The sequence below is a fragment of the Ruficoccus amylovorans genome, assembly GCF_014230085.1.
Classification (GTDB): Bacteria; Verrucomicrobiota; Verrucomicrobiia; order Opitutales; family Cerasicoccaceae; genus Ruficoccus; species Ruficoccus amylovorans.
The window spans coordinates 1-20,226 of the sequence record NZ_JACHVB010000052.1 but is presented as its reverse complement, the minus strand read 5'-3'; the positions used below and the strand labels follow the sequence as shown (position 1 = coordinate 20,226).

General features: G+C 58.8%; 14 protein-coding genes and 2 tRNA genes. 11 read left to right on the top strand and 5 right to left on the bottom strand.

Going from position 1 to position 20,226, the window contains the following annotated elements; translation table 11 throughout:
• Positions 1 to 277: 277 nt before the first annotated feature.
• The 3 genes from H5P28_RS15665 (at position 278) to H5P28_RS15655 (ending at position 4,054) form a co-directional block, all read left to right on the top strand.
• Entirely contained in the window at positions 278 to 2,050 is a 1,773-nt protein-coding gene (locus tag H5P28_RS15665; protein WP_185676642.1) for a sodium:solute symporter family transporter, read from the top strand.
• A gap of 13 nt (positions 2,051 to 2,063) precedes the next feature.
• Positions 2,064 to 3,242, top strand: a complete 1,179-nt coding sequence (locus tag H5P28_RS15660; protein ID WP_185676641.1) for a hypothetical protein — start codon at positions 2,064 to 2,066, stop codon at positions 3,240 to 3,242.
• Between the two features lie 194 nt (positions 3,243 to 3,436).
• Positions 3,437 to 4,054, top strand: a complete 618-nt coding sequence (locus H5P28_RS15655) for a MarC family protein (RefSeq protein WP_185676640.1) — start codon at positions 3,437 to 3,439, stop codon at positions 4,052 to 4,054.
• A gap of 364 nt (positions 4,055 to 4,418) precedes the next feature.
• Here the strand turns inward: H5P28_RS15655 and H5P28_RS15650 are convergent.
• Positions 4,419 to 4,495 (bottom strand) — tRNA-Val (locus H5P28_RS15650).
• A gap of 80 nt (positions 4,496 to 4,575) precedes the next feature.
• Positions 4,576 to 7,008: a hypothetical protein gene (locus H5P28_RS15645; RefSeq protein ID WP_185676639.1), complete on the bottom strand. Its 2,433-nt coding sequence runs from the start codon at positions 7,006 to 7,008 to the stop codon at positions 4,576 to 4,578.
• 306 nt (positions 7,009 to 7,314) lie between these two features.
• Between H5P28_RS15645 and H5P28_RS15640 the strand changes: the two genes are divergently transcribed.
• From H5P28_RS15640 to H5P28_RS15625, 4 genes are all read left to right on the top strand, one after another.
• Complete coding sequence (locus H5P28_RS15640; RefSeq protein WP_185676638.1) at positions 7,315 to 8,652, top strand: homoserine dehydrogenase; 1,338 nt, start codon at positions 7,315 to 7,317, stop codon at positions 8,650 to 8,652.
• A gap of 310 nt (positions 8,653 to 8,962) precedes the next feature.
• Positions 8,963 to 9,658, top strand: a complete 696-nt coding sequence (locus H5P28_RS15635) for a DUF2062 domain-containing protein (protein ID WP_185676637.1) — start codon at positions 8,963 to 8,965, stop codon at positions 9,656 to 9,658.
• Positions 9,659 to 9,969: 311 nt separating this feature from the next.
• The gene (locus H5P28_RS15630; RefSeq protein WP_185676636.1) at positions 9,970 to 11,184 is read left to right on the top strand and encodes an aspartate kinase; all 1,215 of its coding nucleotides are present in this window, start codon (positions 9,970 to 9,972) and stop codon (positions 11,182 to 11,184) included.
• Positions 11,185 to 11,239: 55 nt separating this feature from the next.
• Complete coding sequence (locus tag H5P28_RS15625) at positions 11,240 to 11,788, top strand: putative antibiotic biosynthesis monooxygenase (RefSeq protein WP_185676635.1); 549 nt, start codon at positions 11,240 to 11,242, stop codon at positions 11,786 to 11,788.
• Between the two features lie 277 nt (positions 11,789 to 12,065).
• Here H5P28_RS15625 and H5P28_RS15620 read toward each other — a convergent pair whose 3' ends face one another.
• Positions 12,066 to 13,376 carry an O-acetylhomoserine aminocarboxypropyltransferase/cysteine synthase family protein gene (locus H5P28_RS15620; protein WP_185676634.1) on the bottom strand — a complete coding sequence of 437 codons (1,311 nt, stop codon included), beginning with the start codon at positions 13,374 to 13,376 and terminating at the stop codon, positions 12,066 to 12,068.
• A 232-nt stretch (positions 13,377 to 13,608) separates the two neighbouring features.
• Between H5P28_RS15620 and H5P28_RS15615 the strand changes: the two genes are divergently transcribed.
• On the top strand, positions 13,609 to 14,265 hold the full coding sequence (locus H5P28_RS15615; RefSeq protein WP_185676633.1) for a GOLPH3/VPS74 family protein: 657 nt from the start codon (positions 13,609 to 13,611) through the stop codon (positions 14,263 to 14,265).
• A gap of 167 nt (positions 14,266 to 14,432) precedes the next feature.
• Here the strand turns inward: H5P28_RS15615 and H5P28_RS15610 are convergent, their stop codons facing one another.
• Positions 14,433 to 15,524, bottom strand: coding sequence for a lipid A deacylase LpxR family protein (locus H5P28_RS15610; RefSeq protein WP_185676632.1), 1,092 nt, complete (start codon positions 15,522 to 15,524; stop codon positions 14,433 to 14,435).
• A 401-nt stretch (positions 15,525 to 15,925) separates the two neighbouring features.
• Between H5P28_RS15610 and H5P28_RS15605 the strand changes: the two genes are divergently transcribed.
• From H5P28_RS15605 to H5P28_RS15595, 3 genes are all read left to right on the top strand, one after another.
• Positions 15,926 to 16,013: transfer RNA gene (locus tag H5P28_RS15605), tRNA-Ser, on the top strand.
• Between the two features lie 329 nt (positions 16,014 to 16,342).
• A complete protein-coding gene (locus H5P28_RS15600) occupies positions 16,343 to 17,002 on the top strand; it encodes a PEP-CTERM sorting domain-containing protein (protein ID WP_185676631.1) in 660 nt (219 codons plus the stop codon).
• A 65-nt stretch (positions 17,003 to 17,067) separates the two neighbouring features.
• The gene (locus tag H5P28_RS15595; protein ID WP_185676630.1) at positions 17,068 to 19,917 is read left to right on the top strand and encodes a hypothetical protein; all 2,850 of its coding nucleotides are present in this window, start codon (positions 17,068 to 17,070) and stop codon (positions 19,915 to 19,917) included.
• Between the two features lie 31 nt (positions 19,918 to 19,948).
• Here the strand turns inward: H5P28_RS15595 and H5P28_RS15590 are convergent.
• The coding region (locus tag H5P28_RS15590; protein ID WP_185674859.1) for a LytTR family DNA-binding domain-containing protein at positions 19,949 to 20,226 on the bottom strand (278 nt) is incomplete at its 5' end.

Here is a 20,226-nt window from a genome sequence, read left to right as displayed (position 1 = left end):
CGCTCTGGAGAGTTGCTGTGTGATTTTGAACCAAACCGGCCGATGTAGTCAGTTGTTGATTCTCTTTTTGGAATTGGATTTCCTTATATAATATAACTATGAGATAAGGTGTAGGCTGTATGATGCATGAAATGGAACATGATGATGGGTAAGGGCGCGGAAAGGTGATTGGTAGCTGTTTGCCTTGCGTTTTTGTGGGGCATTATTTTCAAAAAATCCGTGAATAAATTTCTGTCCAAGCTTGACACCAGTGTGTAACTGTACGGTTATAAATGGAATGAATTCCTCGGGCCTCTACATCGAGATCGCTGTGATCGCAGTCTATATGCTCTACCTGCTTGGGATCGGTGCAGCGTTTAAGAATTTTAACCACGACATTAGCGATTTCTTCCGTGGTGGTGGTCGTGGTACCTGGTGGCTGGTCGGGGCCAGTGTCTTTATGGCCAATATCAGCGCCTACACGTTTACGGGGGCCTCGGGGGTAGCGTTCGAGGCGGGATGGAGCGTGGCGACTATCTATATAGCCAACTCCGTCGGGCTGTTTCTGGCATTTCTTTTTTTCGCGGCGTGGTTTCGGCAGTTGCGGGCGATCACGGGGCCGGAGGTCATCGAAATGCGTTTTGGGCGCACGACGCAGCAGTTGTATGCGTTCCTGATGGTGATCCTCGGAGTCGTTGGCAGTGGCCTGGTTCTTTGGGCGATGGCGATTTTTACCGCCGCGGTCTTCGGCTTCCCGATCTGGGTCATTATCCTGGTACTGGGGGCGGTCGTGATGGCGTATTCGACCAGTGGGGGAAGCTGGGCGGTGATGGCGACGGACTTTGTACAGAGCCTGATTATGGTGCCGACCACAATCATAGTAGGGGTGCTCGCGCTACTGGCGATGGGAGGTTTCACCGGAATGGGAGAGCTGGTCCGTAACGCTGGTCTGGAGTCTGATTTCAACCTGATTAATGGCACAGGCGAATTTTCGGGTGGGCAGTTTACGCTGACATGGGCGCTGGGGATTTTCATGACTCAGTCGATCCTGAGCAACTCAATGGTCTCGGGGCCGCGCTTCTTTTCGGTCAAGGACGGATGGGAGGCTCGCAAGGCGGCATTTCTGGCCTTTGTGCTAATGGCGATGGGGTGCGTTTTCTGGTTTCTTCCGCCAATGGCGGCGCGTCTGCTGTTCGAGAGCGATGTGCTCAGCGCCGGGGCCTCGCTGAACAAGCCCGCCGAAGCGGCCTACGCGGTGGCGAGCATCAAGCTGCTGCCGCTGGGCATGACCGGGGTAATCATGGTGGCGATGTTCTCGGCCACAATGAGTTCTCTGGACTCGGGTATCAACAGGAACGCAGCCATCGTGATCCGCGACATCCTCCCGATGCTGCGCAAGTCGATGGGGCTGGAGCCGATGGAGGCAGAGCGCGAACTGGTCTGGAGCCGATGGGTCTCGCTGGCGCTCGGCCTGGTCGTGATGGGGATCGCGCTGTACTACTCGCTCATGGGCAAGGCTGGGATGTTCGAGTTTATGTTGGCGCTGGCGTCGATGCTGGGGGCGCCCATGTCGGTGCCGATGCTACTGGGGATGTTCGTCAAACGCGTGCCTGCCTGGTCGGCCGTGTTTGCCGTCTTTTGCGGGTTGATGCCTTCGCTACTGGCATTTGCCTTTGGTCTGGAGTGGAGCTTTCAGCAGAAGGTGTTTATCAACGTCGGCTGTGGGACGGCGGGCTTCCTTTCCTCGATGCTGTTCTGGAAAAGCGCCAGCCAGGCGTACCGCACCAAGGTGGAGGAGTTTTTTACGAAAATGCACCTGCCGGTAGATTTCGAGAAAGAGGTGGGCAAGGCCAATGACCTGAGCCAGTTGAAAATTCTCGGCAATTTCGTGCTCGGCATCAGCAGCTTCTTCTTTCTCCTGCTGCTGGTTCCGAATCCGCTTGGCGGCCGGGTCGTCATCCTTTGTCTGGCTTCATCGGTGGCCCTGACGGGAGTGCTCATGCGCTGGGTAGGAGCCCGGCAGGCCCGTTTGTCCGCGGCGAAAGAGGCCGCTGTATCAACGATTTCCTAAACATTGAAATCCTATGGAACACATTCAAAAAGAATCACTGAGCGCGGCCTTATTGGCCGCTGCGGACTGGATGACCCGGACGCAGAATACGGATATCGAAAGCGCTGACCGGGGTCGCTTCAAGTACGCGGTTAACCTGAAAACCGGCCAGCAGTGGTCAAGCACCGGGTGGCAGACGTCCTTTGCCGTGTTCGCTCTTCTGGGGGCCTACCGGCTCGGCGGGCGGGAGAAGGACCGGGAAGCTGTCTCCCGGGCGATGGACTATCTGAAGTCTTTGCAGATACTGGATGCGCGGAAGCCCGCCTGCTTTGGTGCGATTCGAGAAGAAACCCCGCAGACGAACTGGTCCCATCCGCGCGATGCCTTGTCGGTGGCCTGGGCGTATTTGGGGTATTATCGCTTTAGCGGGATTCAGGATTACCTGGAGCGTGCTGTCCTTTACGCGGATTGGATGCTGAAGTATGCCTGCTTTGATGACTGGATCGCAGCAACGGTGCGACTCGGTGAAGGGGGTATCGCTTCGGACGAAACCACGGGCAGCTTTCAGTCGGGGGGAATCTTGTTCCTGATGGAGCTGTATGAAGCCACCAGCGACATGCGTTACTCGGATGCGGCCTACCGGATGGCGAACTACTACGTGAAGCATTTCATCGATGCGCAGGGAGAGATCACTATCATCATCGACCGGATCGGAAAAAATACTAGAGAATGGGGCAAGGACTGGCAGCAGATGCACCGCGTTAATGACGACTTCGGCGGCATTGCCCTGGTTGAAGCTTACCGCGTGCACAAGCGCGAGGAATACCTCGGGCGCGCCTCGGCCTACTTCCGGTGGCTGGAGAAGCATGTCAGCGCCGACGGATCGTTCTTTGATCCCGTGGTTGAGGTCGGCTCGGCGACAACAGCCATTTTCCTGATGGCCTATCGCGAAATAGCACCCGAGTCCGAACATCAGGCGATAGACAGCCTGGTGGATAAAAATTTCGCCTATCTGCTGAGTATACAGCAAAAGGGTATCGGCGAGAACGTTGACGGGGCTTTTCTCGGGATGGATAATCGGTGCCAGTTCGGGCACGGGGATTATGTCAATATCCGCTGCACCTCGTACGCGATGATCGCGCTGAGCCGCGCTCTGGGAAAAGCATGTTTCCCGTGCAGTTTGCTCGATATTGCTGACTTCCCGCGTTCGTAGGCTCGGGGATCTTGCGCATTTGTCATCCTGAGCGCGTTCGGGAGACACACCCTCGCCATTGGTATGGCGAGGGTGCCTTTTCCCCGGATGGCGTCCGGACGGGAAAGAGTTGTCGCCGTTGTCGTTGAATGAAGAACAGCCGGTTCGCTTTTTTGGTTTGGATCGGTCCCTTCTGACTCATAGGAAGTAGCCTCATGTTTCTTGCTTTCATTAGCGTCTGGATAAAATTCTTCCTGCTGCTGACGCCCTTTTTCGTCTTGTCTGTTTTCCTGACTTACACGGCGAACCTGACGGCTTCCGAGCGGCGCTCAATGGCTGTCCGCGTGACTCTCGCGGTGTTGGCTGTGGTCTCCGTGCTGTTGTTTTTTGGTGGCTACCTCTTTGACCTGTTTGGCATTACCTTGGATGCCTTTCGCGTGGGGGCGGGGACGCTGTTGTTTCTGAGTGGCATCGCCCTGGCACGGGAAAGTGCCCGCCCCTTGAATCAACAAAAGCCGGATATCGAGGACATGAAAACCGCTGCTGTTGTACCCCTGGCCATTCCCGTGACGGTGGGGCCGGCAACGACCGGCACACTGCTCGTGATGGGGGCGGATATGCGGGAGCATGGGCTGCATCTGCCCAGCATTGTGGGCGTCCTGCTCGCCGTCGTCGGGGTCGGGGTCTTGCTGTTTCTAAGCGCCAAGGTGGAGCGTGTCCTCGGTAAGCTGGGTATCACTATCCTGAGTCGCTTGACGGGACTGATGCTTACCGCTCTGGCCGCGCAGATATTGTTCGATGGTATCCGTGGCTTGATGGCCGTGGCAGAATAGCCAGGCGATGCCTGCTCAAAGACCGAATGGCTAAATAGTTAAATGGCTAATTGCTGTTTTCTACGTTTCTCATCCAACAATTAGCCATTTAGCGATTGTGGCTACAGTATTTCTTAAACCGCGTATTCCAACTTCTAAGGGATCATTATTGTGCTGGTTTGAGGTGGTCACTGGAGCAACTGCCTAGATTGGATGGTGATTCTGAATTGCTACACATAGTGCTACAGAAATCAGGCAGAGATGTGCAAAGTATGACAAATAATGACATAAATAGTCAAAAAAAGACAGGAGTGCAACCTGCTGTTGAACAGCGTTTTAACCGTATAGAGGGCTTACTTGAGGGGATTGCGGGAGAAATTCAACATGGTGGGCGCTGCAGGGCTCGAACCTGCGACCTACTGGGTGTAAACCAGTTGCTCTAGCCAACTGAGCTAAGCGCCCCGGGGAAAGGCCGGTATCATGGTTATGCCCTTCGAAGGTGCAAGACTTATTTGGGCCGGGCTTGGCTGGCGGATGGGCACTTAGTCTAATTCGTAAACTGCTGCGCTGGCGGCAGGGAGGGGAATGCTGCCATAGACACGGCTGCCACTGTTGGAACCCGAGGCATAGGCGAACTTCTTTTTCGGGAATGCCTTGGCCAAATCGAGGGGGTAGGGTTTGGAGGACGGGTTGATGAGGCAGATGCCATGCTCGAACAGGCGGTAGGCGATGACATCTTTATCTGCCCGGTGCAGGTTCTTGAGGATTAAAGGCGTGCTGCCGTGCCAGGTGAATTCCAGTTCAAACGGTGCGGATGGCGGGAGGTCGCTGAAGTAGAAGCTGATTTCCCCGGTGTTTGCGTTGACCGGGCTTTCAAGTAGTGAGCGGGGGAATGGGGAGAGTTCCCGGGAGGAATCGTCACTGGTTAGTTTCAGGTTGGAGAGAGAAGTCAGGGTGGCAGGAGGCTCACTCTCGGGGCCGTTTACGGTGAAGCGCAGGCGGATCATCTGCTCTGCGTACTCGGTCAGATCTATTTTCGAGAATATTTTTTTTGCGGGACCGTCGGGGATGAGTTCTTTTTGGAGGATGGGTTCGCCGGTTTCACCCGTTTCGGAGACGAGGGCGACGGTGCCTGTCGTCCCTTCCGCGCCTCGCCAGGCGAATACGAGGGAGGGCGTTTCCTGGGGCACGGCCAGGTAGAGATCGATGAAACTCCCCTGCTTTTTCGGATGAACCCGCCAGCTATAGGTGCGCAGGGTGCGGGCATTGTAAGCCGAAGTGGCGTTGTAGCTCTCATCGCCAGGGTAGAAGTATTTGGCTCCGTTTTCGGTTATCCAGCCAGTTGCGTAGGGCGTGGGGTGAAAGGGTTGTTGGCGTGGGGCGAGGGAAACGGTCAGGTAACCTTCTGCGGTCGTGTTGGCCGCGAGTGTGAGCAGCAGATCCGGGGTTTCCTGTGCGGGCAGGCTAAGGCGGAAGCTGGTCGGGCGCCCCTCGGTCCCCTCGATGGTCCACGCGTCGCCTTCACGGGTTGCGCTGACACCGGGGCCGACGGTGACAAACTCGGCGTCAAGCGGTTGGAGGGTGCCCAAGGGCTGAGCCAGATGCTCGACGGGGCCCTTCGGAAGGCCGAGCCAGTCAAACTTACTGTCTCCGGCGTGATAGAGAATTTCGTTTCTGGTCAGGGCGGCCTTGCCGTTGAGGACGATATCGTCCGCGAAGAAAACGCTCAGGGCTGAGCCAATCGAATCGGAGGGGGCAAACACACGAACCGATGTCTGCGGCCCCAGGTAGGCGAGGCTATTGAGCCATGACGAGAAATGGTGGGGATTTTTGGGGCCGTTGTTGTTATTGTTGTCGGAGAAGTAAATGCCGGTGGTGCCGCCTTCAAGTATTCCCTGGGCGGGGTGTTCGTCGAGGGTCGTCAGGACGGTGATGTTTTCTCCGCCTCGTGCCTCAAGTCCGCGGGCAATGCGTGCCAGCAAGTCTGCGGCCTTGGCCATGACAACCGGTCTGATGTCAGCTTCTCCGTCATTGTTCAAGTCAACAGCGAGGCCGTTGTTGATCGCATTGGCGACATTGGCCAGCGCATTATTGTGGTTGAGGATGACGTATTTCCAGATAATCTCTCCGGCGCGCCCGGTGATCAGTCTTTCGACACGCTGGACGGCGAAATCAACCGCTTCCTCGGAATCCGGATTTAGCAATAACAAGGGCCCGGTATTGCCGTTTCCAAAGTTGGGGACACGCATGATCCAGTCGCCATTTCTCCATTCGTAGTGTTGCGGGATGTTGCTGAAGCGCTCCACATCGACGCGGCCCAGAGCGGCGTTGACGGAGCGCACCTTCATCAGTTCGGTCCGGGCGAAGTTGGGGCTGTCGCTTTCGTTGGCGACAACGAGCAGCCAGCCCTCCGCCTCAATGCCGTCTGTGCTTTCGACGTAGAGCGGCATGTTACCGGTGGCGAAGAGGTAGTCTTCTTTCAGGCGGGTGCCTGGGGTGGTGACGATTAACTGTCCGTTAAGGCCGGCAATTTCGTCCGGGCTGACGAGGATGGCATTGAGTTGGCGGATGCCCATTCGGTCCGATCCGTATTTGAGCCAGCGTTCTCCGTAGGCGAGGGTCGCAGGAGTGATGTCTGTTTTGAATAACAGGCCGTCGGCCCAGTTCAGCCCGTTATCGAAATCACGAAAGGCGGCGTCCCCGGCATTGGGGCCGAGCACGGAAACGGTCTTGAGGGGGCCTCGCGCGTTGGCAGCGGGCGGCTGGGAGGAGGTGCCGGACGTGTTTTTTTCGCTGAGCCGGGTTTCGACGAAGGCACGGTCCTCCTCGGAAAGCCTGTCCAACGGTATCTGGAACTGCACCCCGTCGAGGGCGCGCTGAACCGTCACCGCGTAGGCGTCGGCACCGACATAGTCTGCTTCGAGCGTGCGTCCGTCGCTGGAGGTCCAAAGGCGGGCGAAGGCGGTTTGTCCCAAAAAGCAGAACGAAAAGGATGCGAGAATAAGTAACGGTCGATACATCAGCATGGTCATAGATACATGGACGGTGTGCGCAGAAGGTATACTAGACCCTTTTTTCAAGACATGGTTCCTGAACTTATGTTGGGGGCGCGGACGAAATAATAAACTGATAGTCCAGCCTTGATCGGACGGTTGGCAGGCTGGACCTGTGGCGCTTGAGTTGAAATGAGTGGTGGCCGTCCCCTGGAGCAGCACGATCTTTGCCGAAACGGTGCTTTTCCCTTTCCGCGGACGGGAAAATCCGTCTAAATCACCCGCTTCGTGGAACAGAAAAAACAGAGCAAACAGGTTATCCGGATCGGGCTGCTGGGCTTCGGTACGGTCGGTCAGGGCGTGTGGAAGCACCTTCAGGGGAACGACTCGGCGCTGGAGCGCCGGCTGGGCGTCAAGCTGGAGTTGGTGCGGGCGGCCGTCTCCGACCTGAAGAAGAAGCGCGAGGTGCGCGTCCCGGCTTCGCGTCTGACGGACGACCCCTACGCGGTGGTGGACGACCCCTCCATCGACATCGTCTGCGAACTGATCGGTGGCACCAAGCTGGCCCGCACCCTGACCCTGCGCGCGCTCAAGGCGGGCAAGATCGTGGTCTCCGCCAACAAGGCTCTCATCTGCAAACACGGGGAGGAGATTTTCAGCGCCGCCCGCCGGGCCGGGACGCATTACTTTTTCGAGGCCAGCGTGGCCGGTGGCATCCCGATTATCAAGACCCTGCGCGAGGGGCTCGTGGCCAACCGTTTTTCACTCATTTACGGAATCCTCAACGGCACTTCAAATTACATCCTTACGCGCATGGAACGTGAGGGACTGAGCTTCCCCGATATCCTCGACGATGCCCGCTCCCTTGGCTACGTCGAGGCGGACGAGTCGCTCGACCTCGATGGCTGGGACGCCGCCCACAAGGCCGTCATCCTGGCCTATCTGGCGCATGGACGTTGGGTCAAGCTGAAGGAAATGCTCGTCGAGGGCATCCGGGGGATCACCCAGTACGACATCGCTTACGCCCGTGAGCTGGGCTGCAAGATCAAGCTGCTGGCCGTCATCAGTCGTGACTTTTCAACCAACTGCCTGAGCGTGCGCCTCCACCCGGCGCTGATCTCGAAGCGCGAACTGATGGCCAGTGTGGACGAGGTCTACAACGGGGTCAGTTTGACCGGCGACGTGGTTGGCACGACGCTCCTCGTGGGGCGCGGAGCAGGGCAGGACGCTACCTCCAGCGCCGTCATCAGCGACATCGCTGACGCCGTTTATCTGCTCAAGGGCGTGCCAGCGCCGTTCATCTGCGAGGAGGACGAGGACGTTTACGCCGCGCTGGGCGCAGAGGTCGAGCTGGCCGGGCCGGAGGCGATCCGCTCGGCCTACTACCTGCGCCTGCGGGTGAAGGACCAGCCCGGCGTCCTGGCGCGGGTGACGGATGTCATCTCCCGCGAAGGGCTTTCCATCGCCACCATGACCCAGCATCAGGAGGCCGGGGAGGGCACGGCGACGCTGCTTTTCACGACCCACCAGTCCAACGAAAAAGTCGTCTCCGCCACCCTCAAGAGCCTGAAGCGGCTCGGTTCCGTGCTGGAGACGCCCTTCCTGCTGCGTATTTTCAACCCGTAAGCCCGCCGCCTGTGAAAGGGGAGATAGGATTTGTCTCCCTTCAAGGAAACCCTCAACGGAACCACCTCAGCCCCTCGCAATCGCGACCCATTTGTCTACGGTCTCGTATCCTGCCTGTGCGGGACGCAGCGAAGTTCGTTTGAGTTGGCATCAATCGTCGTTGCCCATGCCTCCGCCTTAACGGGGATATCTGTGATCCGCAGGATCACAGGTCAAGGACTGGTCCTTGCACAGGTCGAGGACTCTGACTTTGAGTTTCCGGTTGTCTTCGATGGCGCGGTTTGATGCCTTGGCTCTTCAGCCTGGAAAAATGTCTTCCGAAGAAAAGAAACGTCAGGAGAGCTTTCGCCGCGTCCGCCGCCTGAAACGCATCATGCGCCCGCTGCCACGGCGGACGAATATCCACCGCTACCCGGTGCTCAAGTGGTTCGCGAAAACGGCTCGTGCGCGTTCGTATCTGTGGTCGTTCCGGCGCAGGCAGGTGGTGCGGTCGATCTACATCGGGTGCATCCTGGCCATGCTGCCTCCGCCTACGCCGCAGACACCGCTGGCCAGCGTACTGGCGCTGATGATGCGCTCGAACCTGATGGTCGCCGCCGGGCTGACCCTGATTACGAATCCGTTCACAATTGTGCCGATCTACTACGCCGACTACAAGGTCGGGGCCTACGTTTTTGATGTTTTTGGCAAGCCCGATCTTTCCGAGGACATCACGCCCGAAATTGTGGAGCTGTACAGCGGCGACCTTGAACCCGAAGTCCAGCTCAGCATCATGCAGCGGATCTTTGACGGGTGGGTGCAGACGGCGGTCGGCGGGCTGATCCTGGGTATTCTCCTGAGCCTGATCCTCCACGCGGTCTACCTGATCTGCTTACGCTACTATGAAAAGCGGGCGAAGGGCCACTCGTTTCGGCTGCTGGGTAAGGCGCTCGAAAAGCCCGCCGACGGGCCGGAACCAGCCGACGGCGAACCCGAAGGCGATGCCACAAAAAGGCCAAATGGCTAAATGGTTAAAAATAGCTAATTGCTGTTTTCTCCGTTCTTTATCCAACAATTAACAATTGGCCATTTAACCATTTAACGATTGTGGCTATTATATTTCTGAAGATGCTCTAATTAGGAGCATAAATGCACGCCGCCGGTTCGCTTAGCGTTTCTGTTTGCGCAGAGGGGCCGGTCGCCGGGAGAATCCGGTTCCGGGGCAGCCGGTAATGACGTTCCGATCCAGTATTCATACGGTGTTGGGGGGACAAGGCGGCGCTCCCGTCTTTCACGCTTGAAGTGAGCGGGAAATTCGGCTTCCTTGACGGTTTTGTCATGGCCCTGATTGTACAGAAATACGGCGGCACGTCAGTCAAGGATGTTGACCGCATCCGCAACGTTGCCCAGCGCATCAAGAAGACGGTGGACGAAGGTCACCAGGTCGCAGTGGTGGTTTCCGCCCGCGGCGGCGTGACTAACGAGCTGGTCGCCCGAGCCAAGGAGCTTAATCCCCGTCCCGACGAGCGGGAGATGGATATGCTTCTGGCCTGTGGTGAGCAGGAAACCATCGCCCTGACCGCCATGGCGCTGCATGCGCTCGGTATCCCCGCCGTCTCACGGCTGGGCTATCAGGCCGGTTTCCGTACCGACGCCGCCCACACCCGCGCGCGCATCCGCGACATCACCGGCGGCGACATCCCCGACCGTCTGGCCGAGGGTAAGGTCGTGATCGTGGCCGGATTCCAGGGGCAGGACGAGGAGGGCGAGATCACCACGCTCGGGCGCGGGGGCAGCGACCTCTCCGCCGTGGCCCTGGCCGCCGGCCTCAAAGCCGACGTCTGCCAGATCTACACCGATGTGGAAGGGGTTTACACCGCCGACCCGCGTGTCGTCCCCAATGCCCGCAAGATCGAGGAAATCTCCTACGAGGAAATGCTCGAACTGGCCTCGATGGGCAGCAAGGTCATGCAGGCCCGCGCGGTCGAGTTTTCCCAGAAGCACAACGTCGTATTTGAAGTCCGCAGCAGTTTTAACCACAACCCCGGAACCATTGTGAAAGCCGAAGTCCCTTCCATGGAAGACGTCGTCGTCAGCGGCGTCGCTCTCGACAAGAATCAGGCGAAGATCGCCGTCAGCGACCTGCCGGACACGCCGGGAACCGCCGCCAAGGTCTTCAAGGCCCTCGGCGATGCCAACGTGCTGGTTGACATGATCGTGCAGAACATCGGCCGCGGCGGCGCCGCCAACCTCACCTTTACCGTGAGCAAGGACGATGTGCATCGCGCGGTCGAGGCGGTGGAAAAGTCGCTCACCGAAATGGGCGGGGGCACCGTAAACTACGTGGGCGACGTGGCCAAGGTCTCCGTGGTCGGCGTCGGTATGCGCAGCCACGCCGGGGTGGCCGCCACGCTCTTCAGCATCCTGGCCGACAACGGCGTCAATATCCAGATGATCTCCACCTCCGAAATCCGCATCTCGGTGGCGATCGAGCTGGAGGATGCCGTCAAGGCCTGCCAGGCGGTCCACGACGGTTTCGGTCTGGATAAATAAATTTCTTCCTTGGGGGCGGGAAGGGCGAAACCTTCCCGCCGCGACCCGAACACCTATGTCAGAGCCGGTCACCTTGTTCATCTCCCGTCGCGTCAAGGCGGGCTGCGAGGACCGGATGGAGGCATGGACGCAGGGTATTCGCGCCGCTGCGGCCGGGTTCCCCGGCTACCTGGGCAGCCAGACGCTGGAGCGTCACGGCGAGCGCCGGGACACCTTTGACGTGATCGTGCACTTCGACAGTGTCAAAGCGCTGGTCGCCTGGCAGGAGTCCGAAACCTGCCGCCAGTGGTACCGCGAACTGGAGCCGATGATTGAGGACGAGCGCATGTCCCGCCTCCAGGGTTACGAGCCGTGGTTCCCGCCGCCCGAGCGCCTGAGCTGCGCCCCCCGGCCCAACAAGTGGAAAATGTGGGTCGTGACTTTCCTGTGCGTTTACCCGCTGGTCAACCTGACGCTCTTTGCTCTGGGGCCGCTGATGGGCGGGCTTCCGGTCTGGGCGCGCCTGTTGGTGTCGGTCCCCATCGTGAGTTACCTGATGGCCTTCTTTGTCATGCCGTTCCTCAGCCGTGTTTTTGCCAACTGGCTCTATCCGCGACAGGACTGAATTTTTCCAAGAGGGAGCTCACACGGAGGCACAGAGGCACGGAGGGTTTTTTTATGGAAATCTTGGGGCGCTTCGCGCGTTGGCGGATGTTTTTGGGAAAGGTTTAAATAAAGTCGTAGCTGCCTGCTAAAAGCCCGAATGGGCGTGACGCCTAAATGGCTGCAATTTGCTCTCCGTGCCTCTGTGCCTCCGTGTGAGCAATAAAAAAAGCCGCGAGCATCGTGATGCGTCGCGGCTTTGAAAAATCAGCCGGTTAATTGTCTGCGGGTACCGTCCGTCAGGCGCGGGCGAGGGCTTGTTCGAGGTCGGCCTGGATGTCCTCGAAGTCCTCGATCCCGATACTCAGGCGGATGAAGTCGGGGGTGACCCCGGCGGAGATCAGTTCGTCCTCGCTGAGCTGGCTGTGGGTGGTGGTGGCCGGGTGGATGGCCAGGCTCTTGGCGTCGCCGATGTTGGCCAGGTGGCTGAAGAGTTTGAGGCTCTCGATGAACTTGCGGCCCGCCTCGGCCCCGCCCTTGATCCCGAAGCCCAGCAGCGCGCCAAAGCCACCCTTGAGGTACTTCTTGGCCCTTTCGTGGTCGGGGTGGTCCTTGAGGCCGGGGTAGTTGACCCAACTGACCTTGTCGTGCGCGGCCAGGAACTCGGCTACCTTGAGCGCGTTCTCGCAGTGGCGCTGCATGCGCAGGTGGACGGTTTCGACGCCGAGCAGGGTGAGCCAGCTGTTGTGCGGCGAGGGGCAGTTGCCGGTGTCGCGCAGCAGTTGCAGGCGCATCTTGAAGGCGTAGGCGACATTGGCCCCGCCCACGGGCGCGAAGGCCTTGAAGGCGTCCCAGTGGACGAGGCCGTGATAGCTGTTGTCCGGCTCGGTGAAGCCGGGGTGGCGGCCCTGGCCCCAGTCGAAGTTGCCCCCGTCCACGATCATCCCGCCGATGGCCACACCGTGGCCGCCGAGGAACTTCGTGGTGCTGTAGGCGACGACGTTGCAGCCGTGCTCGATGGGGCGGCAGATCAGCGGGGTGACGGTGTTGTCAATGATGAGCGGGATGCCCATTTCCTTGCCGATGGCGGCGACTTCATCGAAGGGGAAGACGTTCAGGCGGGGGTTGCCGAGGCTTTCCCCGAAATAGGCCTTGGTGTTGGCTTTGGTGGCCTTGCGGAAGTTCTCGGGGTCGTCCCCGTCCACGAAGCTGACCTCGATCCCGAGCTTGGGCAGGGTGTAGTGGAAAAGGTTGTAGGTGCCGCCGTAGAGCTGGGCGACCGAGACGATGTGGTCGCCGCTGCCGGCCAGGTTGAGGATGGCGTTGGTGATGGCGGCGGAGCCGCTGCTGTGGGCCAGGCCGGCGCTGCCGCCGTCGAGCGCGGCCACACGGGCTTCGAGGGCGTCGGTGGTCGGGTTGCCCAGGCGGGTGTAGATCGGGCCAAGCTCCTTCAGGCCGAAGCGGTTGGCCGCCTGGTCGGTGTCTTTAAAGACAAAACTGGTCGTCTGGTAAATGGGAAGCGCGCGCGAGCCTGTGTCGCTGTCAACCGGTTGCCCGGCGTGGACGGCACGCGTGCCGAGACCTTTCATGGGGATTGAGTTGTCGCTCATAGGGAGCCTATCCCAAATACTGCCCGGCCAAAGGCAAGCGCGATTTTGTGTCGTCGGAGGCCGGGGGCAGATGCGCGGGGCAGGGGGGCGGTAGCGCCCTGAGAATTTGAGATTGCTAAGGGTGGGGCGGTGAGACTATTGAGAAAGTGAAGTTATACCCCGTGCGTCGTCGGTATTTCGCTCCCGGCGACGCTTTGACACGCATCACGAACCCGAGCCGATCTCTCTTCCCATGTCACTGCGTTTTGCCGAAGAAATCCTGTTGCTGGCCCTGGATGACTCCAGCGGCAAGCTGCATCCCTTGCCCGACCGGGCGCTTGACCTGGCCCTTGTCGGAGCCTTGCTGATGGAGCTGGCGTTCGCGGGCAAGATCGACACCGACGAAAAGGAACTGGCCGTCCTCGACCGGGAACCGACCGGCGACGATCTGCTCGACCTGGTGCTCGGTGCCATGCCGAAGGACCGTGACCGGCTGCCCATCCAGAACGCGCTGTCGGCCGGGCTGCGCAATATCGGCGAGGTGCGCAAGAAGCTTTTTGAAGGGCTGATTGCCAAGGGGATTCTTAAACAGGAGAAATGCCGCTTCCTCTGGGTCATGCCCGAGCGGCGCTACCCGGTGATCGACGGCTCGCAGGAGGCCGAGGTCAAGTCCCGCATCCGCGAGGTGATTCTGAGCGGGGCCATCCCGGACCCCAAGGACGTGGTCATCATCTGCCTGATGAAGGCCTGCGACCTAAGCCCCTATGTCTTCACCGAACAGGAGCTGGAGAAGGCCCGCCCCCGCATCGCCGAGGTGGCCAAAATGGACTTCATCGGGCAGGCGCTCGCCCGTGCCATCCAGCATATCCAAGCCGCCATTCTGGAGACCATTGCCTACATCGGCATGTAGTTACCCCAGCGAATACTCGGCGGCATTTTAAACAGGAAGGCCGGGAAGAGCGTAAAAAGCCGTCAAGCGACGACATTTACAGTTCTTCCCGGCCTTCTGTGAGAAATCGTTATCCTATTTGCAGGCGAGGGTGCGGCTAGGATCTTTTTCGTTTGCCTGAACAGGCGCTAGAAAAGCACGCTCATATTGAGCGAGCCAAACCACTGACCGCCGCTTTCACCGTCGAACTCATTCGAGCGCCAGTTCATGGTGAAGTTGCACATGAACGGCCCGGTGGTGGCGCCAATGCCCATGCTGAAGTCACCGACCCAGTTTTTCATGCCGATGCTGGCGCTATTGGCGAACGTGTTGCCCTGGAGAAAGATATTGCGCCCCATGATGTACTGCTGGGTACCGGCGAAGCCATAGATGCTGAAATCGAGCGAATCGGCCAGGCGGGGATCGCTGTTATTGACGGGGTTGCCGTACGTGCCCGCCGGGCGGATGAGCGAAGTGCCGTAGTCGTGAGGGATGTTGTACCCGGCGCGGAACATGAACCCGGCGTTACCATAGACATAGACGTTCCCTGCGGTGAACCCGGCGTTCCCGACAAAGTCGGCCCCGAAGGTCTTGCTGATTTCGTCCGTGAGCTGGTATCTCCAGTAGCGCTGCCAGGAGAGGTTGAAGGCGAACTCGTTGGCGAGTTGATTGCTCCAGCCCATCGGTTGAGTGGTGTGCAGGATGTCGTCGTGGATGAACTTCTGGGTGGCCTCGGCCCCGGACCAGGAACCGACCACACCGAAAGACAGCTCAAAAACGTCCATGCGGTTCTCGCCCTGGACAATGAAAGAGGGAGCCAGATAAAGCCAGCCTGCCCACGGGCGATCATTGGGCTGGGGGGCGGCGATGCGGATGTTCGCCGGGGTGTACATGTTCTGGCCGAAACTGAAGCCTACCCGGTACTGGTTGTTGTCGTAATCCTCGGAAAAGGGCAGGGTGGAGACCAGAAACTGCGCCCAGTCCGGCAGCTTGGAGGAGAAATTGCCCTGAGCCCAGGCTTCGCTGTCGGTGGGGGTGTCCCAAGTGCGTACATCGGCAAGCGTCCAATTGAACTCCAGCCCGTTCGTGTACCATTTGTCGGTCCCGGCAAAGGTGTCATTCTCCCATTTGAAGGAGAAGTTGTCCATGGAAGCGGCCTTGCCATTCACGATGGTGGCTTGTTGGCCAAAAGCGGGGAGAGCGAGCAGCAGGGTTACGAAGGCAGCACACAGTTTTTTCATAGTCAGCAGTCAAAAGAAAATGCGATATTGCTAAAACCCTAGATGGCAATTACCTAGCTTGCTGGCAAATGTTTTTTGCCTCACTCAAATATCCGGGTATTTATGCTTGAAGTATCTAGTGGATCGCGAGCGAGCCACACGGATGACCAGCCTCGATATCCCGGCATCTATGTTTTATTATTCAAATATAAATTTCATTAATGGGTGGGTCTGTCAAGTAATTAAAGACCGATGGATTTGAATGATTCTGTCCAAACCTCACAACCGGCAACTGTGTCTTGAGCGGGAACGAGCAAGAGGTTTTCACTCAATGAGCTGTGTCCGTTTCCAAAAACACGCGCCTATACGTATTTCGATGTTGAATCCTGCCCGGATACCCCTATTGGTTACCCCCTTACGCTGGAGAGGTGGCAGAGTGGCCGATTGTGCCTGACTCGAAATCAGGTGTACCGCAAGGTACCGGGGGTTCGAATCCCTCCCTCTCCGCCACTTTGTTTCTTATTGCGAACTTCCGGTTCCGGTTCGCACTTTTCCAGTAAGTCCCTCATGTTGAAGGACTTTGAGAACATCCTCAAATCGACTCGATACCATGCAGTTCGCATTTTGGTAACGAAAACGTCTGGATCGTAGGAATGTTCGTCCTTTTCAGGGTCGAAACGTGTTGCCCAGAGGCGGTGTAAAGCGGGGCTCTTTTTAGGGGTTAGGAAAACGTATCATTTCTGCAGATTTTTCTTGTGGTATCACGGTATAATCATAGCATCCCAGACATGAGGCATATGCCTCACCTGTATCCCTCCCTGAAATCGACCAAATAAGCTATGAAAAACACACCGCTGCCGAGATCCACAAAACTGCTGGCTACGCTTCCCGCCTTGGTGGGAGTGGGCCAACTTCATGGTGAAATCATCTACACCGGAACCGGTCCGGGGGGCTACTTCTCAGACGGAGGTATTTGGTTTAACTTTATTAACCAAGACTTTACGGACAGCCCGAGCTCGGAATACGACTGGAGTTTTGCTATCTATGAAAAGGGCTTCCCTTACACATATGGCAATATAACAGAGGGGACTTATGAGGCCGCTGTCACGGAAAATGCGCCTTACGATCTTGACACTATACAATTTGCCGAAGGCGCACTGATTGACGATACGTCGGACTATGATGGTAACTTATCGGATTTAGGGGCGAACTGGGACACGGTTACCGGAACGCCGGGGTATGCCGGATATCGATTCGAAAGTGGCGGTGAAACTTATTATGGCTGGGCGTATTTCAGCGTCGAGCAGGTCAGTGATTTTGACTACACGCTCACTCTCTACGGCTTCGCCTATGACGACACGGGCGCTGCTATCAAAGCCGGCGACGGTACCCCTGTGCCCGAGCCCGGCGAGACCGCCGCGCTGCTTGGTCTTGCAGCCGCAGGTTCCGCCGCGGCCTTCGCGGCCCGCCGTCGCCGTAAGGCCGCCAAGTCCGCCTGAGGGGGGAGCTTTTGAGAGATTTCACTCGATGAGCCGGAGTTCTGCTCCGGCTCATGTTATTTTGCATGGCTGCCCCTGTGAAAACCGTCTTGCTCTTCTGGGAAGGGGCCGACTGGCCGCTGCTTTCTTCCGGGATAGCGGATGGTCGCCTGCCGGTGATGCAGGCATTTTCCAAACGGGGGGCGATGGGAAATGTGGTCAGTCTGCCGCCTTTTTCTCCTTCGATGCTTTACGCCAGCGCTGTGACCGGCCAGCGGGCCTGGCGCCACGGCGTATGGGGTGAGCCGGCGGTCGGCGAAAATACCCCGCTTCCCTCGTCCAAAAACGGCGCTCCGCAGACGCCGACTCTCTGGGACATTTTGAGCGCGGAAGGACGGCCGACCCTCGTGGTAGGCGGTCCGGATGGCAGCACCGCTCGGGTGGTCGAGGGCGTGTATGTCGGCAGGTCTTTTTTTCAGGGTGACCAAGCGGATGTTCAACCGGCTGGGCTGGCGGGGGAATTGCAAGGATTGCGGGTGTCTGTGGAGAGCCTTGATCCGAAAATCATGCGCTTGCTCTGCCCCCGGCTGGACGCGAGGATCGCCGCTGAAGATCCCTTGGCGAGGATTCTGGCCGGGTGTTTGGCCGACCTTTACTCCATCCACAACGTGGCTGTCAGTTTGATGGAAACGGAGCCTTGGGAACTGGCCGTTGTCTATTTCCCATTTCTGGAAAATATCCTTCGTCATTTTGCACCCTATTCGGCGGGAGAGAACTCTACAGCACCCCGTGCCGCGGTCGAACGTTACGCGGACGTGGTCGAGGGAGCCTGTCGCTTGCAGGATCTGTTGCTGGCGGATTTGTTGCATACGGTGGGGGCGGACGTGCGTACGATTCTCGTTTCAACCCGAGGCCGTCCCGTTCTCGATTCCGCCGGGGCAAACGCACACCCGCTGCGCCCGGCGGGCTTCGGACTGTTCGCCGCATCCGGACCGGGCTTGCGCGAAGGCGTGCAGCTCGGCACGCTCAGTCTGCTCGATATCGCGCCGACCGTGCTTCACAGCCTGGGGCTTCCGGCCAGCGCGGATCAGGATGGCCATGTTTTGACAGAATTGTTCGCTGGCTCAGAGCCGTCGCCATCAATTCCGTCGTGGAGTAAACGCATGAGCGGCGGCCAGGTACCTTCGGCCAGCTCTCTTCCGTCGCTGCCGCAGGACGTGCCGTATTGCTTCAACCTCGGGGTGGATTTGTATGAAGCCGGACGTCATCAGCAGGCTTTGCCATTTCTGGAGCATGCCCTTTGGCAGCATCCCGAATCAACCCGTTACGCCTTCTGGCTGGCTTGTTGCCAAGCCCGGTTGGGACTGGGCAGGTTGGCGGAGGAAACGGTTGAGGTTCTTCGTGATCATGAGCGGGACGAAGAGCCCCGGACGTGCTGGCGGCGTGCCCTGATTGCCGGCCTGATGCGACGTCACGAAGAGTTGTTGGGGCTCATCCCCATTCCGCAGCAGGCGGGTCTGTTGCCGCCCATCCTTGTCTCATCCCTCGCTCGGGCCCTGAGGGCGACGGACAGGTGGGACGAGGCTGCGGAGTTGCTCAGCGGGGAACTCATGGTGCGCCCCGCCAACGACGTCTGGCTCGGCCTGGCCCGCTGTTATCTGCACTTTCATCGCTATGAGGATGCCGAAGAGGCTTCCCGCCATGTCCTGGCCGGCAATCCCCGCCTCGGGCATGCACATCTGCTGTTGGCGCGGTCGCTTCACGGGCAGCAGCGGAGTGAGGAATGCTGGAGCGCATTGGTCGAGGCTCATCGCCTTGCGCCAGCCTGGCCGGAAGTCCGCACCGCCGTCGAACAGCTTCACCCCCGTCGTGTCGATGAACTGGTGTGGCCTGACTCCGTTGCGCCTGAGGAAGACGAGCACACATTGCGCGAGGCATCCGCCGCCCGCCTTCGGGCATCGGAGAGGGAGCGGCTAAAGCCCGAGTACATCCCGGTGATTCCGAGGCAGGGGCAGCGGGTACAAGGGATGGTTCCGGATCTTACAGAGAGAATCGAGAACCTGCTGCACGGGGAAGAGGTCATCTATCGTTCTCCCAGTCTTCACGAGTGGAAACGCCTACAGGCCATGCTTCAGGCTCCCGGGCAGCTTGAGCCCGGCTGGCGTCCGCGGGTTTGGGAGGCGACTGGCTCTCCGGGCCGATTCATCGCGGCGGCTTCGTGGAAATGTGTGGAGGGGAAGACCTCGGCTTGGCTGCTGCTTCGGTTTACTCCCCGTTATTTGGAAAAAAAACAGGCAGTGGCCCTCTTGCAGCCGCTTGTGGCCGAAATGGACGCCGCCGGGATCAAAGAGATCATTGCTACCGCTCCCGAGGCTGCTTCATGGGAAGGTGTTTTTCGGTACTATGCTGAGAGTGTCGAGCACTGGACCGATGAGGACTGGCTTGGCGATTGCGTGCACTTGCGCGAGCGGCTTCGCAGGTACGATCCAGTGGTCAAGGTGGCGACGGACAAGGGATGGCGGGTACGCCCGCTGCGTCCCGACGACTGGCAACGGGTCGAGGAATGGGGGCTGCGGGCGCAATACTTCAACCGCGGACACTTCGATGCTATGCGCCGACATTACCGCCCGGAACTTTCCGGGGTGGCGGAAAATGCCGAGGGCATAGGAGGTTTGCTGGTGGCGACTCAGCAGGCCCGTACCGCGACTTTGGAATTCATCACCGGTCATCCCGGCCATCCTGAACGCTGGCCTCTTGCCACCACACTTCTCTTACGCCGCCTGGTCGCAGTGGATCAGCCGCTCGTTCCCTTCGACCAATTCACTTTGACGACAAACCTTCATCGTGGCCGGGCCATGCACACACTCTCCCGCCGCCTCGGACTACGACGAACCCGTGAGCATCATCATTACCAAGTGTCTCTTGCATTGAGCTGAACCAACGACTGCGCACGGAGAGTATTTCGGCTTAATCCGTCGCTTGATCAGGCAACTGGTTGAGGACTTCCTTCACCCGTCGTCGGCTGACGGTGCAGCGTGGATAGTCACCACGAAGAGTGACGGCAAATTCTCCTTCGGATTGGGAGGTCGTTGTCACGTGCCCGATATTAATAATATGAGCGCGGTGAATGCGCAAGAAATCCCCTGGAGGAAGTATGCTTTCCCAGGCTTTCATCGTCTGGCGTACCATGTCGCACCCACCAGAGGCGTAGTACACCCTGCTGTAGTCGCCGTCTGCGTTGATGC

Coding starts and splice junctions, on each gene's coding strand:
- H5P28_RS15665 (WP_185676642.1), top strand. CDS start 278: ATGAATTCCTCGGGCCTCTACATCGAGATCGCTGTGATCGCAGTCTAT.
- H5P28_RS15660 (WP_185676641.1), top strand. CDS start 2,064: ATGGAACACATTCAAAAAGAATCACTGAGCGCGGCCTTATTGGCCGCT.
- H5P28_RS15655 (WP_185676640.1), top strand. CDS start 3,437: ATGTTTCTTGCTTTCATTAGCGTCTGGATAAAATTCTTCCTGCTGCTG.
- H5P28_RS15635 (WP_185676637.1), top strand. CDS start 8,963: ATGTCTTCCGAAGAAAAGAAACGTCAGGAGAGCTTTCGCCGCGTCCGC.
- H5P28_RS15630 (WP_185676636.1), top strand. CDS start 9,970: ATGGCCCTGATTGTACAGAAATACGGCGGCACGTCAGTCAAGGATGTT.
- H5P28_RS15625 (WP_185676635.1), top strand. CDS start 11,240: ATGTCAGAGCCGGTCACCTTGTTCATCTCCCGTCGCGTCAAGGCGGGC.
- H5P28_RS15620 (WP_185676634.1), bottom strand. CDS start 13,376: ATGAGCGACAACTCAATCCCCATGAAAGGTCTCGGCACGCGTGCCGTC.
- H5P28_RS15615 (WP_185676633.1), top strand. CDS start 13,609: ATGTCACTGCGTTTTGCCGAAGAAATCCTGTTGCTGGCCCTGGATGAC.
- H5P28_RS15610 (WP_185676632.1), bottom strand. CDS start 15,524: ATGAAAAAACTGTGTGCTGCCTTCGTAACCCTGCTGCTCGCTCTCCCC.
- H5P28_RS15600 (WP_185676631.1), top strand. CDS start 16,343: ATGAAAAACACACCGCTGCCGAGATCCACAAAACTGCTGGCTACGCTT.
- H5P28_RS15595 (WP_185676630.1), top strand. CDS start 17,068: ATGGCTGCCCCTGTGAAAACCGTCTTGCTCTTCTGGGAAGGGGCCGAC.